At 60.4% G+C, this 13,584-nt stretch carries 15 protein-coding genes; 7 read left to right on the forward strand and 8 right to left on the reverse strand.

Going from position 1 to position 13,584, the window contains the following annotated elements:
* Positions 1–47: 47 nt before the first annotated feature.
* Positions 48–2,390, reverse strand: a complete 2,343-nt coding sequence (locus ACXADQ_RS03295) for a DNA topoisomerase IV subunit A (protein ID WP_475315425.1) — start codon at positions 2,388–2,390, stop codon at positions 48–50.
* Positions 2,391–2,622: 232 nt separating this feature from the next.
* Between ACXADQ_RS03295 and ACXADQ_RS03300 the strand changes: the two genes are divergently transcribed.
* The 4 genes from ACXADQ_RS03300 to ACXADQ_RS03315 all read left to right on the forward strand — a co-directional run bounded on the left by ACXADQ_RS03300 (position 2,623) and on the right by ACXADQ_RS03315 (position 4,910).
* A complete protein-coding gene (locus ACXADQ_RS03300) occupies positions 2,623–3,150 on the forward strand; it encodes an SH3 domain-containing protein (RefSeq protein ID WP_475315428.1) in 528 nt (175 codons plus the stop codon).
* A 75-nt stretch (positions 3,151–3,225) separates the two neighbouring features.
* Positions 3,226–4,056, forward strand: coding sequence for an SDR family NAD(P)-dependent oxidoreductase (locus ACXADQ_RS03305; protein ID WP_475315433.1), 831 nt, complete (start codon positions 3,226–3,228; stop codon positions 4,054–4,056).
* Positions 4,057–4,132: 76 nt separating this feature from the next.
* Complete coding sequence (locus ACXADQ_RS03310) at positions 4,133–4,336, forward strand: twin transmembrane helix small protein (protein WP_420568467.1); 204 nt, start codon at positions 4,133–4,135, stop codon at positions 4,334–4,336.
* 1 nt (position 4,337) lies between these two features.
* Complete coding sequence (locus ACXADQ_RS03315) at positions 4,338–4,910, forward strand: cob(I)yrinic acid a,c-diamide adenosyltransferase (RefSeq protein WP_475315436.1); 573 nt, start codon at positions 4,338–4,340, stop codon at positions 4,908–4,910.
* On the opposite strand, the gene ACXADQ_RS03320 is transcribed toward ACXADQ_RS03315, so the two are convergent.
* The gene (locus tag ACXADQ_RS03320; RefSeq protein ID WP_475315438.1) at positions 4,907–5,383 is read right to left on the reverse strand and encodes a GyrI-like domain-containing protein; all 477 of its coding nucleotides are present in this window, start codon (positions 5,381–5,383) and stop codon (positions 4,907–4,909) included. The genes ACXADQ_RS03315 and ACXADQ_RS03320 overlap by 4 nt on opposite strands.
* Positions 5,384–5,609: 226 nt before the next feature.
* On the opposite strand from ACXADQ_RS03320, the gene ACXADQ_RS03325 reads away from it, so the two are divergent.
* The gene (locus ACXADQ_RS03325; RefSeq protein WP_475315442.1) at positions 5,610–6,368 is read left to right on the forward strand and encodes an electron transfer flavoprotein subunit beta/FixA family protein; all 759 of its coding nucleotides are present in this window, start codon (positions 5,610–5,612) and stop codon (positions 6,366–6,368) included.
* Positions 6,368–7,288, forward strand: coding sequence for an electron transfer flavoprotein subunit alpha/FixB family protein (locus ACXADQ_RS03330; RefSeq protein ID WP_475315446.1), 921 nt, complete (start codon positions 6,368–6,370; stop codon positions 7,286–7,288). Before ACXADQ_RS03325 ends, ACXADQ_RS03330 begins: the two co-directional genes overlap by 1 nt.
* 49 nt (positions 7,289–7,337) lie before the next feature.
* Here ACXADQ_RS03330 and ACXADQ_RS03335 read toward each other — a convergent pair whose 3' ends face one another.
* The 5 genes from ACXADQ_RS03335 to ACXADQ_RS03355 all read right to left on the reverse strand — a co-directional run bounded on the left by ACXADQ_RS03335 (position 7,338) and on the right by ACXADQ_RS03355 (position 11,807).
* On the reverse strand, positions 7,338–8,168 hold the full coding sequence (locus ACXADQ_RS03335) for a DMT family transporter (protein WP_475315450.1): 831 nt from the start codon (positions 8,166–8,168) through the stop codon (positions 7,338–7,340).
* A 95-nt stretch (positions 8,169–8,263) separates the two neighbouring features.
* Positions 8,264–9,913, reverse strand: a complete 1,650-nt coding sequence (gene groL, locus ACXADQ_RS03340; protein WP_475315454.1) for a chaperonin GroEL — start codon at positions 9,911–9,913, stop codon at positions 8,264–8,266.
* Between the two features lie 38 nt (positions 9,914–9,951).
* The gene (groES, locus tag ACXADQ_RS03345; protein ID WP_475315456.1) at positions 9,952–10,239 is read right to left on the reverse strand and encodes a co-chaperone GroES; all 288 of its coding nucleotides are present in this window, start codon (positions 10,237–10,239) and stop codon (positions 9,952–9,954) included.
* Between the two features lie 229 nt (positions 10,240–10,468).
* Entirely contained in the window at positions 10,469–11,056 is a 588-nt protein-coding gene (locus ACXADQ_RS03350) for a hypothetical protein (RefSeq protein WP_475315461.1), read from the reverse strand.
* 88 nt (positions 11,057–11,144) lie between these two features.
* Positions 11,145–11,807, reverse strand: coding sequence for a DUF2161 domain-containing phosphodiesterase (locus ACXADQ_RS03355; protein WP_475315465.1), 663 nt, complete (start codon positions 11,805–11,807; stop codon positions 11,145–11,147).
* Between the two features lie 104 nt (positions 11,808–11,911).
* Here ACXADQ_RS03355 and ACXADQ_RS03360 point away from each other — a divergent pair, with 104 nt between their 5' ends.
* Positions 11,912–12,832, forward strand: coding sequence for a manganese-dependent inorganic pyrophosphatase (locus ACXADQ_RS03360; RefSeq protein ID WP_475315469.1), 921 nt, complete (start codon positions 11,912–11,914; stop codon positions 12,830–12,832).
* A gap of 48 nt (positions 12,833–12,880) precedes the next feature.
* Here the strand turns inward: ACXADQ_RS03360 and ACXADQ_RS03365 are convergent, their stop codons facing one another.
* Positions 12,881–13,465 (reverse strand): thymidine kinase, encoded by a 585-nt coding sequence (locus ACXADQ_RS03365; RefSeq protein WP_475326027.1) that lies wholly within the window; start codon positions 13,463–13,465, stop codon positions 12,881–12,883.
* Positions 13,466–13,584 lie beyond the last annotated feature (119 nt).

Raw genomic sequence — 13,584 nt, forward strand, 5'->3', positions numbered from 1 at the left:
CAAAGGCCGATGACGAGATATTAGGCGCGCGCGTCAGCGCGCTCCGTTTAGCTGAACTTGAACGACCGGGGGAAGCCATAGGGGGGCTTTTTACCCACACCGGCACGCTTGCCCAGCCATTCGGTCATATCTGTTTCGTGGCGGGTTTTGCCGCCTCCCATTTCCCAACTCAATCCTTCGGACCAGTTGAACGTTGTGATATCGCTTAGGCCGCCATCCAGTTCCAGCGTTCCTTGGCGACCCCGCGCCATGTTGTATTTCTGCAAGCGCACGCCTTTGCCACGGGTCATTTCCGGAAGTTCCGAGGTCGGGAAGACCAGGAACTTTCCGTTCTGGCTGACGATCGCGACGTGGTCCCCCATGATCGGCCGCACCAGTTGTGCGCGCGCATCTTTGCCCACGTTCAGCACCTGTTTCCCGGTCCGGGTTTGCGCCAGAATTTCGTCTTCGGAGACCGAAAAACCATTCCCTTCGGAGGACGCGACCAGCAATTTCTGCCCGGGCGTATGAATAAACAGATCGACGATCTCGGCCTCATTGGGCAGATCCACCATCAGGCGCAGGGGCTCGCCCATGCCGCGCCCGCCCGGCAGATTGCTGGCCTGCACGGTGTAGAAGCGCCCCGTCGAGGCAAAGATCAGCAGCTTATCGGTGGTTTCGGCGTGGAAGATGAACCGGGGGCCGTCGCCGTCCTTGAACTTCAACTCGCGATTCAGGTCGATATGGCCGGTCATGGCCCGCACCCACCCCATTTGCGAGCAAACAACCGTGATCGGTTCGCGCTCGATCATTGCTTCCAGCGGCACCTCTTCGGCCTCGGTCGCTTCGGCGAATTGGCTCAGGCGGCTGCCGCGTTCATAGTTTTTGCCGAATTTTTTGCGGGTCTCGCGCAGTTCTTCGGCGATGCGGGCCCATTGCAGCCCCTCGTCGGCCAGCAGGTCCTCGAGGTTTGCGCGCTCTTCCATCAGGGCGTCGCGTTCCTTGACCAGCTCGATCTCTTCCAGGCGGCGCAGGCTGCGCAGGCGCATGTTCAGGATGGCTTCGGCCTGGACTTCGCTCAGTTCGCCCTCGCCCTTGCTGGGCAGCGGCGAAAGATAGTCCGCCTCGGAGGTGGCCCGCGCGTGTTTCAGCCCCCAGTTTTCGGCCATCAGCGCGGCCTTGGGATCATCATCGTACCGGATGATGTCGATCACGCGATCCAGATTGAGGAAAGCGATGATGAAACCTTCCAGCACTTCCAGGCGATGATCGATTTTGTCCAACCGGTGACGCGAGCGGCGTTGCAGCACGTCACGGCGGTGATCCAGAAACGCGCGCAGCACTTCCTTGAGCGAGCAGACCTTGGGCGTGACCCCGTCGATCAGCACGTTCATGTTCAGGCTAAACCGGACCTCAAGATCGGTGTTGCGGAACAGCGCGCCCATCAACAGCTGCGGGTCCACGTTTTTCGACTTGGGTTCCAGGATCAGGCGGATGTCGTCTGCGGATTCATCGCGTACATCGGCCAGAATTGGCACTTTCTTGGTCTGGATGACCTCGGCCAGCTTCTCGATCAGCTTGGATTTCTGCACCTGATAGGGGATCTCGGTGACGACGATCTGATACTGGCCGCGGCCCAGATCCTCGGTCTCCCATTTGCAGCGCAGGCGGAAACTGCCACGCCCGGTGCGATAGGCCTTGGCGATGTTTTCCTTGGGCTCGACGATCACGCCGCCGGTGGGGAAATCCGGCCCCGGTACGTATTGCAGCAGAGTGTCATCGCGGGCATCAGGCGCCTTGATCAGATGCAGGCAAGCATTGCACAGCTCTTCGATGTTGTGGGGCGGAATATTCGTCGCCATCCCCACTGCAATCCCTGCGGCCCCATTGGCCAGCAGGTTCGGAAAGGCGGCGGGCAGCACCACAGGTTCGGTCAGGGTGCCATCATAGTTTTCGCGAAAATCGACGGCGTTTTCGTTCAGCCCTTCCAGCAGGGCCTCGGCGGCGGCGGTCATGCGGGCTTCGGTGTATCGGCTGGCGGCCGGGTTGTCGCCGTCGATATTGCCAAAGTTCCCCTGCCCGTCGACCAGTGGATAGCGCACCGCGAAATCCTGCGCCAAACGCGCCATCGCGTCATAGATCGCAGCATCGCCATGCGGGTGATAGTTGCCCATCACGTCGCCGCTGATTTTGGCCGACTTTCGGAACCCCCCGCCCGAGGTGAGTCGCAGCTCGCGCATGGCGTAAAGGATTCGCCGATGCACCGGTTTCAGCCCGTCACGCGCGTCGGGCAAGGCGCGGTGCATGATCGTGCTCAGCGCGTAGGTCAGGTAACGATCACCAATGGCGCGGCGCAGCGGCTCGGCCAATTCGGTGGGGTTCATGTTGGGGTCGTCCAGCAAGTCGCTCATAGATGCTGTGTACCCCCCAAAATCTGGCACGGCAAGATGCAGCCCGGATTCAGCGTCAACTTGGGCAAGAAACGCGGTTTTCCACAGGCTAACCCACCCGGAACGTTGAAGAATTGTGCACGGTGTTTTTTGCAAAGGGGAACAGTAGTGCGGGTTTCCCCATAAGCAATTTCAATGACTTGTGCTATAGTGGTCTTTGTTCTTTTTGGGTTTGGGTTAAAGGAGGTGCGCCATGTCGCGCTTTGTATTGCTGTCGATTTTCTTCCTTGGCTGGGCCTTTTACGAGGTCAGCGGCGGGGCGGATTTCACCAAGGAATTGGAGGCCGAGAAGCTGGCCGCCCTACAGGTAGAAGAAGAGCAAAAACGCGCTGCCGCGCTGGCCGCTGAAGCCGAGAAAACCCGGCTGGCCGCTGCCAAAGCCGCCGTGGTGAACGAGGCCATGGTGACCCGTGCGGCCTTTGATCCGACCACTGTGGCTGTGGCTCAGCCAAGCCCGAAACCCGCGCGGGTTGACCCGGTCGCCCCCCCTGCGGCCGAGGCTGCGGACGAGCCTCAGATCGACCTGCGCAAGGTCAAAAGCACCCGCGTGAATGTGCGCAACGGTCCCTCGACCCGGTACAATGTCATCCTGAAACTAACCCGTGGCACCCGCGTCGAGATCCTTCAGGACCCCGGCAATGGCTGGGTGAAGCTAAAGGTCGAGGACACAGGCCGCATCGGCTGGATGGCCGCGCGTCTGCTGGAAAAAACCACAGGCTGACCACAGGCTGACCACAGGCTTGCAACCACAGCGGAATTTTCCTAGCCCTTAGCCGAACAGGCAGGGGCAACAGGCATGCGCAAATCTATTCTGATCACTGGATGTTCGTCAGGAATCGGCTATGACGCCGCGCATGGGCTGCACCGCGCCGGCTGGCGCGTTTTCGCAACCTGCCGCCAGCAAAAAGACGTGGACCGCCTGCGCGCCGAAGGGTTGGAAAGCTGTCAGCTGGACTATGGCTCGGAGGACAGCATCCGCGATGCGCTGACCTGGGTGTTGGAACAGACCGGCGGCACGCTGGATGCGCTGTATAACAATGGCGCGTTCGCCTGCCCTGGTGCCGCCGAGGATCTGCCCCGCGCTGCCCTGCGCGAAATATTCGAGGTCAACGTGCTGGGCTATCACGACCTGACCCGGCAGGTGATTCCGGTGATGCGGGCGCAGGGGCATGGGCATATCATCAACTGTTCGTCCGTTCTGGGCATTGTCGTGGCCCCGTGGCGGTCCGCCTATAACGCCAGCAAATTCGCGCTCGAGGGGCTGACGGATACGCTGCGGATCGAAATGCGCGACACCAATATCAAGGTGGTGCTGCTAGAGCCCGGCCCCGTGACCTCGCGCATCCGGGCCAACTCGGTGCCGTATTTTGAGAAATGGATCGACTGGGAAAACTCGCCCCGCGCGGCGCAGTATCGCGATGCGCTGATCCCGCGGCTCTATGCCAAGAAAGAGGGCAAGGACCCGTTCGAGCTGCCCCCCTCGGTCGTCACCGCCAAACTGCTGCGCATTCTGAAGTCAGACAACCCTCGCCCGCGCTATTACGTGACCAAGGCGACGCATATCATGGGGGCACTTCGGCGCATCCTACCCTCGCGCGCGCTGGACTGGATCTTGGCCAAGGGCTGACGCGACAAAAACACGGGTTCGCTTTTGCGCGCGATCCGACTACATCAGACCCAAGCTATGAAAAGGACGAACCCGGATGAAGGACGATCCCCTGTTTTACGTTGTTGCGATTGCCTGTCTGGCCGTCGTGGTGATCCTGATGACCGGCATTGGTGGATTTGCCAAGGGCGGCGATTTCAATCGTAAATACGCCAACAAGATCATGCGTTTGCGGATCGTGGCCCAGTTCATTGCCGTGGCGATGATCCTGCTGTTTGTCTGGCTGCGCTCGGGGGGCTGACATGGTCGTTCTGAACAAGATCTACACCCGCACCGGCGATAAGGGCGACACCGCCCTGGGCAACGGTGATCGAGTCGCCAAGAACTCGGCCCGCGTGAACGCCTATGGCACCGTGGATGAAACCAATGCCACGCTGGGCATGGCCCGCCTGCACGCAAGCGGTGACATGGACACAGCGCTGGAGCGTATCCAGAACGACCTGTTCGATCTGGGCGCTGATCTGTGCCGCCCCGACATGGCCAGCGATGCCGAGGCCGAATACCCGCCCCTACGCATCGCTGACACGCAGGTTGAACGCCTGGAATCTGAAATCGACGCGATGAATGCGGCCCTGTCGCCGCTGCGCAGTTTCATCCTGCCCGGAGGCTCGGCGCTGTCGGCGCATCTGCACCTGTGCCGCACCGTTTCACGCCGTGCGGAACGCCTGTCGGTCGAACTGGCGCTGATCGAGGATGTGAACCCCGCCGCCGTCAAATACCTGAACCGGCTGAGCGACTGGATGTTCGTCGCCGCCCGCGTCGCCAATGACAATGGCGAAACGGACGTGCTGTGGGTACCGGGCGCGAACCGCTAGGCGGGCTTTGGGGCCACCGGCACCCAGATCTCATAGCTGGGTTGCTCGTCCTGCCCCATCATGTCGGTCGGATAGCGTTCGAACACCGCGCCAGCGTCAGGCATCCAGTCGGACGCCGGTAACCATTCCGAGAAAATCGCATCAAATACCACCGGGATGTCACTGAACGGCCCGGTCATGCGGAACACCGCATAGGTGCCTTGGCGCAAAACCACGTGGCAGGTCTCGCCGGTGGCTTCACCGGCGGGATCGACCACTATGCCCACCGCGTATTTAAAGCTCCCATCGGGTTGCATGCCAAAGGACGCGCCATAGATCGCGTCGCCTTCAGCATTCTCAGGGGCCAGCTGTAGGGCAAAGAAATCCTCCCACAGCTTGGGGATTTGTGACCGTGTCTCCATCGTGAAATCCCGGGCAAGTGCCAGCATTTCGCGGGCCGGGGACTTGAGTATTTCAGGGCTTGGCAGCGTCATTTCAATCGGGCCTTCTCTTGTTCCATTCGGTATCTATGCATTTTCTGGCTCTGCCAGCATGACAAATCTTCATGTCTTTATGCCAACAATTCGCGAAACGCGGCGTCCTTTAGCGCTCACGTGACGATTTTGCACTGTTTCATCCGCGCGCAAGAATATATCACAACCAAGAGAATTTAGTGGGGAGTCGTTTCGCGGCCCCCGTCACTCAAAGGAGACCGCGCCGATGAAGGTACTCGTACCTGTGAAACGCGTGATTGATTACAACGTGAAAGTCCGCGTCAAGGCGGACGGATCGGGTGTCGATCTCGCCAACGTAAAGATGTCAATGAACCCATTCGACGAAATCGCCGTCGAAGAGGCCATTCGCCTGAAAGAAGCAGGCAAAGCCGACGAGGTTGTTGTCGTCTCGATCGGCGTGAAGCAGGCGCAGGAAACCCTGCGGACCGCGCTGGCCATGGGGGCTGACCGCGCAATCCTGGTGAACGCTGCCGACGATGTTCACACCGATATCGAACCTCTGGCCGTTGCCAAGATCCTGAAGGGCGTGATCGACGAAGAACAGCCCGGCATGGTCATCGCGGGCAAACAGGCGATCGACAATGACATGAACGCCACCGGCCAGATGCTGGCCGCGCTGACTGGCTGGGGTCAGGCGACCTTTGCCTCCGAAGTGGACATTGATGGCGACAGCGCCGTCGTGACCCGCGAAGTGGACGGCGGCCTGCAGACCATCAAGGTCAAGCTGCCCGCCATCGTCACCGCCGACTTGCGCCTGAACGAGCCGCGCTATGCCTCGTTGCCCAACATCATGAAGGCCAAGAAAAAGCCGCTGGACGAGAAAACCGCCGCCGATTACGGCGTCGACACTGCTCCGCGTCTGGAAATCGTGAAAACCGCCGAGCCGTCCGAGCGTCAGGCCGGTGAAATCGTGGGCTCGGTCGACGAACTGGTCGCCAAGCTGAAAGAAAAGGGGATCGTGTAATGGCTGTTCTTCTTCTTGCAGAAATCTCGGGCGGGGAACTGGCGCTGGACGCCACCGCCAAGGCTGTCACCGCAGGCAAAGCCCTGGGCGACGTGACCGTTCTGGTCGCTGGCCCTGCCGCTGCTGCCGACGCCGCTGCCAAAATCGACGGTGTGGCCAAGGTTCTGGTCGCTGACGATGCAGCCTATGCCAACGGCCTGGCCGAACCGGTTGCTGACCTGGTTGTATCGCTGGCCGACGGGTACGAGCACATCATCGCGCCCTCGACCGCATCGGCGAAAAACGTGCTGCCGCGCGTTGCTGCCCTGCTGGACGTGATGGTGATGTCGGATGTGACGGCCGTTGTGGACGGGTCGACCTTTGAACGCCCGATCTATGCTGGCAACGCTATGCAGACCGTCAAATCGAACGACCCCAAAAAGGTCCTGACCGTGCGGACCTCGACCTTTGACGCCGCTGGCGAAGGTGGTTCGGCCGCTGTCAAGGCTGCCGCAGCTGCTGGCAACCCCGGCCTCAGCGAATGGGTCGAAGACAAGGTTGCCGAAAGCGATCGCCCCGAGCTGACCTCGGCCGGCGTTGTCGTGTCGGGTGGTCGTGGCATCGGTTCCGAAGAAAACTTCGCGCTGATCGAAGGCCTGGCCGACAAGCTGGGCGCTGCCGTTGGCGCATCGCGCGCCGCCGTCGACTCGGGCTTTGCGCCGAACGACTGGCAGGTGGGTCAGACCGGTAAGGTCGTCGCCCCTGAGCTCTATATCGCTGTCGGCATCTCGGGTGCGATCCAGCACCTGGCGGGCATGAAGGACTCGAAGGTCATCGTCGCGATCAACAAAGACGAAGAGGCCCCGATCTTCCAGGTTGCGGACTTCGGTCTGGTCGCCGACCTGTTTGATGTGGTCCCCGAGCTGACCGAAAAGCTCTGAGCCAGGTCACAGAACGAAAATGCGGGCCCGCCAATTGGTGGGCCCGTTTCTATTTGGCGCGCAGTGACAGCGCCACGCCGCCCAGCACCACCGCTCCGGCAATCAGAACGCGCATGTCCGGGCTTTCGGACAGCAACAACGCGCCGCCAAGGATCGCGATCACCGGGACCGACAGCTGCGCCACCGCCGCGCGACCGGCCCCCAGCGCGGGCACCAGACTGTACCACAGCGCGTAACCTAACCCCGACGTGACCGCGCCCGAAAGGACAGCAAGCAGGATACCTTCGGCTGTGGCGCTGGCCATATCCAGCGACACCGGGCGCAACATCCCCAGGATCAGACCCACCGGCGCCGCCAACAGGAAATTCGCCGCCGTTGCCTGCAACGCGTCCCCCGCCTGTCGCCCAGCCAGCGAGTAGGCTCCCCAGCCGAGCCCGGCCAGCACCATCATGCCCGCATGCAACAACGGGACCGCGGCCTGCGCCCCCGGCCACAGCAACCAAACCAGCCCAGCAAAGGCAATCCCCGCCCCCAGCCAGCGAAAGGCCGGGATGGGCTCGCGCTGCAAAAGCGCTCCGACGAACATAGTGATCTGCACGGTGCCAAACAGGATCAACGCCCCCAGCCCCGCATCCAAGACCACATAGGCGATTGAGAACCCATAGATATAGAGCAACAAGGACAGCACGGACACCAACCGCCCCGGTCCCCAAACCCGCAACCCGCGCCGCAGGATCAGCGCCAAAACCACCAGGGTGACCGCGCCGGCAAACAACCGAACAGTCCCGAACTGCACAGGGTCCATTCCCGCCTGCGCCAACCCCATCCGGTTCAACACCGAATTGGCGGCAAAGGCGATCATGGTGAGCGCGGTGAGCAATAACAACTTCATACCGGGCAAAGTGGCACAACCGGCGCAAAAGAAAAGGGGCCGCCCGAAGGCGACCCCAAAATCATCCGACTGGATGGCGTGACTTACATCATGCCGCCCATGCCGCCCATACCGCCCATGTCGGGCATGCCGCCACCGGCTGCGCCGCCTTCGGACGGTTTGTCAGCAACCATGGCTTCGGTGGTGATCAGCAGGCCAGCAACCGAGGCCGCGTCTTCCAGAGCGGTACGGGTCACTTTGGCAGGGTCGATCACGCCGAACGAGAACATGTCGCCATATTCTTCGGTCTGAGCGTTGAAGCCGAAGGTGCTGTCGGCCGACTCGCGGACCTTACCGGCCACAACGGCGCCGTCGACACCGGCGTTTTCAGCGATCTGACGCAGCGGAGCTTCCAGAGCTTTGCGCACGATGGCGATACCAGCGTTCTGATCAGCGTTGGCGCCTTCGACGCCTTCCAGCGCCTTGCCAGCCTGAACCAGAGCAACACCGCCACCGACGATCACGCCTTCCTGAACAGCAGCGCGGGTCGCGTTCAGAGCATCGTCCACACGGTCCTTGCGCTCTTTCACTTCGACTTCGGTCATGCCGCCGACTTTGATCACGGCAACACCGCCTGCCAGTTTGGCAACGCGCTCTTGCAGTTTCTCGCGGTCGTAGTCCGAGGTGGTTTCCTCGATCTGGGTGCGGATTTGGCCAACGCGGGCTTCGATCTCGGCTTTTTCACCGGCACCGTCGACGATGGTGGATTCGTCTTTGGTGATGACGACTTTCTTGGCGGTGCCCAGCATGTCCATGGTCACCAATTCCAGCTTCATGCCCAGGTCTTCGCTGATGACCTGACCGCCGGTCAGGATGGCGATGTCCTGCAGCATGGCCTTGCGGCGATCGCCGAAGCCAGGTGCCTTGACAGCAGCAATTTTCAGGCCGCCGCGCAGTTTGTTCACAACCAGAGTTGCCAGGGCTTCGCCTTCGACATCTTCAGCAATGATCAGCAGGGGCTTTTGCGACTGGATGACTTGCTCCAGCAGCGGAACCATCGGCTGCAGCGACGACAGTTTCTTTTCGTGCAGCAGGATCAGGCAGTCTTCCAGATCTGCGATCATTTTGTCAGGGTTGGTGACAAAATAGGGCGACAGGTAGCCGCGGTCGAACTGCATGCCTTCGACGACATCGGTCTCGGTTTCCAGACCTTTGTTCTCTTCGACGGTGATCACGCCTTCGTTGCCGACTTTCTGCATCGCGTCAGCGATCTGCTGGCCGATTTCGGCTTCGCCGTTGGCCGAGATGGTGCCGACCTGAGCAACTTCGGCCGAGTCTTTGACTTCGCGGGCCATGTCTTTGATCGACTGGACGACGGTTGCGGTGGCAACGTCGATGCCGCGCTTCAGGTCCATCGGGTTCAGGCCAGCTGCGACCTGCTTCAGACCTTCGCGAACGATAGCTTGGGCCAGAACGGTCGCGGTGGTGGTGCCGTCACCGGCTTCGTCATTGGTACGCGAGGCCACTTCTTTGACCATCTGAGCGCCCATGTTTTCGAACTTGTCTTCCAGCTCGATTTCTTTGGCGACCGACACACCGTCCTTGGTGATGCGGGGCGCACCAAAGGATTTGTCCAGGACCACGTTGCGGCCTTTGGGGCCCAGGGTCACTTTCACGGCGTCAGCCAGAATGTTCACGCCGCGCAGCATCGAATTGCGGGCATCGGTTTCGAACTTTACGTCCTTAGCAGCCATTGTGCTTGCTCCTGTTTCTTAAATTCTGTCGTCGACGATCAGGACAGGATGCCCATGATGTCGGATTCTTTCATGATCAGCAGCTCTTCACCGTCGATGGTGATTTCGGTGCCGGACCATTTACCGAACAGGATTTTGTCGCCTTCTGCGACGTCCATTGCGATGCGATCACCGTCATCGTCCTTGGCGCCTGCGCCAACGGCGATAACCAGGCCTTCCGCCGGCTTTTCTTTGGCGCTGTCGGGGATGATCAGCCCACCTGCGGTTTTTTCTTCGCTTTCAACGCGGCGTACCAGCACGCGGTCGTGCAGCGGTTTAAATGCCATCTCTGAGACTCCTTGCTCAAAGTTTCCCTCTGGCCTCCTTCTCATGAAGCGAGGCCGTTAGCACTCACCAATGTCGAGTGCTAACGGCGGCATAGTTAGGAATAGCAATGGGGGGAGTCAACTGATTGTCAGGACAAATTCGACAAATTTTCACGCGGCAGCGCAGCATCAAAATGCCCCCCCGAGCCAAAGCGCGCCGTCGCCTGCTGTCTGTCAATCCAGTGGTTTTCTAATTGACTGCCGTCAGTTCGCCCTTGTAGCGCGAGCCACTAGACGATTTTCGGTCGTATTTTACGTTCCAACCGATGGACGGCGCCCAATAGGACGTGTGCACGGACCGATAGGAGCTGCCCTTTGTGCCACGCATTTCCTCGGTGATTTTGAAGGCCTCGACAGTCCCGAACCCAAGCCGGACCTTCTGCAACTTGCCCACGGTAAAGGTCGAAACGAACGTGCGGCCGCTCTTTTTCTTCAAGGCGACCTGAACGGATTTACCCGGCTCTAGGGGCCACAGCTTTGCATAGGCCTTTTTGTCGTAGGTATACGAAGAACTGGAGCAGACCCAACAGGCCGGGATGAAACTGTGGGTTTTGCTTTCACCCTGTTTTTTGAATTTTCCAACCTCGCCGCGGCTGCCGACCACTTGCACGGTATTCGTTCCGCTGCTGCGTTTTCCGTCCGAGGACTTGCCGCTCCATTTCCACGTCACCGTGGTGCCACGCTTGGCGAATTCTGGCGATCCCGCCAAGACCGGTGCAGCCAGAGCAACAGACAAAACCGTGCATAGCGCCATTACCCGGGAAAATTTCAAACCCATGATTTTCTCCAATACATACAAACCAAATTCCTGTTCAGGATTAAGCAAATTTCGGTGATTCCCACAATTTTTTTCACTGGCGCAGCTGTTATTTTGGAGCACTCAGAGCTTGCTGCCCCAGAGGCGTCAAATCGTAGATTCCGGTGCCGACCCGAGCGAACCAGCCATAGTGGTTGTCCCGCATCATGGTCGTCGCCTTGGCGACCCCGGCCCCCTTGGCCACGACGCTGCCTTTGCTGGCCCCGTGTTCGGCCAGATAGGCAGCGCAGCGCAGCGCCTCTTGTCGGTACGAAGTCACCAATCCCCGGCGCACGGCCCCGCCTTGGTTGGGGTCGCCATCCCGCCGCTCGAACTCTGCCATCAACGTGTTTTGCCGCCGCTTGATCTTGCGCGGGCGAAAGGGGGCGGGCTCGTGATGCACCTGAACCTCAGCGCTGTCCAACCGAACCGTCATCACCCCCAGGCCCAACCGTTTGCACAGCCCCACATTGCCCTTGAACGCACGCCAACCGGCCCGACCCTTCCACCGAGGCACAGCAACATAGACCTGATCGGTCACCGCCTGGCGTGCCACCGCCTGTTGCAACAAGGTCAGGGAAAACCCGGTCTTCAGCTCAACGATCAAGGGAGGCTCGTCCGCGCGCATGGCAACAACATCCGCCGCCCCGATCTCGGACTTCACCTCGTATCCCAGCGCCTCGAGAAACCGTTTTACGGGCGCGTATAGCTGAATTTCCGATACCTTGGTCATACGCACCCTGTGCAATTGCCGCAGCGCGGCGGGAAGTGGTGACAAGCCCCCACTGGTTGCGTATAAGACGCCCAAAATGACCCAATTTGAATAGGAATCTCGACATGACCACCCAGGTTTTTGGCCATAAATCCCCCGATACCGACTCCACCGGATCGCCCATCGTCTGGGCCTGGTACCTGAACGAAGTCAAAGGCGTGGCCGCGGCCCCCAAATTGCTGGGCGAGCCCAACACCGAGGCTCTGTTCGTGCTGGAGCGCTGGAACCTGGACAAGCCTGAAATCATCGACGGTGTCGAAGCCGGCGCGCCCGTGGTCATCGTGGACACCAACAACCCCGCCGAGCTGCCCGACGCGATCAACGATGCCGACATCACCGCGATCATCGACCACCACAAGCTGGTCGGCGGCCTGGAAACCAAAGGCCCGATCGACATCACCATCCGTCCGCTGGCCTGCACCGCCACCATCATGTACGACCTGATGGGTGACGACGCCGCCAAGATGCCCGAAGCCATCAAAGGCGCCGCGCTGAGCTGCATCATCTCGGATACGCTGGAATTCCGCTCGCCCACCACCACCGACCGTGACCGCGAAGTGGTCGAGGCGCTGGCCGCCGATCTGGGTGTGGACGTGGCCGCCTATGCCAGCGAAATGTTCGAAGCCAAATCCGACATCTCGGCGTTTTCGGATGCTGAACTGATCCGCATGGACAGCAAGGAATACGAAGTCGACGGCACCAAGTTCCGCGTCTCGGTTCTGGAAACCACCGCACCGAAACTGGTTCTGGACCGCAAGGACAGCCTGATGGCCTCGTTCGCAGATGTCGCCAAAGAGGACGGCGTGGACGAAGTTCTGCTGTTCGCCGTAGACATCCTGAACGAAGAAGCCACCCTGCTGGTTCCCAACGATCTGGTCAAAGGCGTGGCCGAGAAATCCTTCGGCGCCACCGTGACCGGCGACACTGTTGTCCTGCCCGGCGTCATGAGCCGCAAAAAACAGATCATTCCGAACCTGAAGGTCTGATCGCTGGCAATCGCTGTTTTGAAAGGGCGTCCTGCGGGGCGCCCTTTTCTATTGGGCGTCGCCAACGCTTTCACGCCAATGACGACGGCACAGGGACACATAGGTTTCGTTTCCGCCGATCTGAACCTGCGCCCCATCCGTCAGCACCGTCCCATCGGGCCCCATCCGCACCACCATCGTCGCCTTTTTCCCGCAATGGCAGATCGTGCGGACCTCTCGCATTTCATCCGCCAGCGCCAGCAAAGCCGCCGATCCGGGGAACAGCTCGCCTCGGAAATCGACCCGCAGCCCATAGCACATCACCGGGACGTTCAGATCATCCACCGCCCGCGCCAATTGCCAGACCTGCTCTTTTTCCAGAAACTGCGCCTCGTCCACGAAAACACAGGCCACCGGGCCCTTGGCCAGGCGCTGCTGAACCCGGGTAAACAGGTCCTGTCCGGCGCTGAAAGTATCCGCCTCGGACCCGATCCCGATCCGCGAGGCCACCCGTCCCTGCCCCGCACGATTGTCGAACTGCGCAGTCAACAGATAGGTCTGCATCCCGCGTTCACGATAGTTATGCGAGGCTTGCAGAAGAACGGTCGATTTGCCGGCGTTCATGGTCGAATAGTGGAAATAGAGCTTGGCCATAGCGCTGGTTTTGTCGGCAATTTCGGCCGGGATCAAGCGCGATTTGAGCCTGGCGAGACTACGGTCAGGAACGTACTGACGGGCAATGCCCTGGGGATGATCGGCACGGGTACCTGTGC

This window comes from Thalassovita sp. ABM4_323 (assembly GCF_056158665.1).

What these genes read in the sequence shown, in the direction of transcription:
- ACXADQ_RS03300 (WP_475315428.1), top strand. Translation starts at nt 2,623, where the DNA reads ATGTCGCGCTTTGTATTGCTGTCGATTTTCTTCCTTGGCTGGGCCTTT.
- ACXADQ_RS03365 (WP_475326027.1), bottom strand. Translation starts at nt 13,465, where the DNA reads ATGGCCAAGCTCTATTTCCACTATTCGACCATGAACGCCGGCAAATCG.
- ACXADQ_RS03310 (WP_420568467.1), top strand. Translation starts at nt 4,133, where the DNA reads ATGAAGGACGATCCCCTGTTTTACGTTGTTGCGATTGCCTGTCTGGCC.
- ACXADQ_RS03330 (WP_475315446.1), top strand. Translation starts at nt 6,368, where the DNA reads ATGGCTGTTCTTCTTCTTGCAGAAATCTCGGGCGGGGAACTGGCGCTG.
- ACXADQ_RS03295 (WP_475315425.1), bottom strand. Translation starts at nt 2,390, where the DNA reads ATGAGCGACTTGCTGGACGACCCCAACATGAACCCCACCGAATTGGCC.
- ACXADQ_RS03315 (WP_475315436.1), top strand. Translation starts at nt 4,338, where the DNA reads ATGGTCGTTCTGAACAAGATCTACACCCGCACCGGCGATAAGGGCGAC.
- ACXADQ_RS03320 (WP_475315438.1), bottom strand. Translation starts at nt 5,383, where the DNA reads ATGACGCTGCCAAGCCCTGAAATACTCAAGTCCCCGGCCCGCGAAATG.
- ACXADQ_RS03305 (WP_475315433.1), top strand. Translation starts at nt 3,226, where the DNA reads ATGCGCAAATCTATTCTGATCACTGGATGTTCGTCAGGAATCGGCTAT.
- ACXADQ_RS03355 (WP_475315465.1), bottom strand. Translation starts at nt 11,807, where the DNA reads ATGACCAAGGTATCGGAAATTCAGCTATACGCGCCCGTAAAACGGTTT.
- groES (WP_475315456.1), bottom strand. Translation starts at nt 10,239, where the DNA reads ATGGCATTTAAACCGCTGCACGACCGCGTGCTGGTACGCCGCGTTGAA.
- ACXADQ_RS03360 (WP_475315469.1), top strand. Translation starts at nt 11,912, where the DNA reads ATGACCACCCAGGTTTTTGGCCATAAATCCCCCGATACCGACTCCACC.
- ACXADQ_RS03325 (WP_475315442.1), top strand. Translation starts at nt 5,610, where the DNA reads ATGAAGGTACTCGTACCTGTGAAACGCGTGATTGATTACAACGTGAAA.
- ACXADQ_RS03350 (WP_475315461.1), bottom strand. Translation starts at nt 11,056, where the DNA reads ATGGGTTTGAAATTTTCCCGGGTAATGGCGCTATGCACGGTTTTGTCT.
- groL (WP_475315454.1), bottom strand. Translation starts at nt 9,913, where the DNA reads ATGGCTGCTAAGGACGTAAAGTTCGAAACCGATGCCCGCAATTCGATG.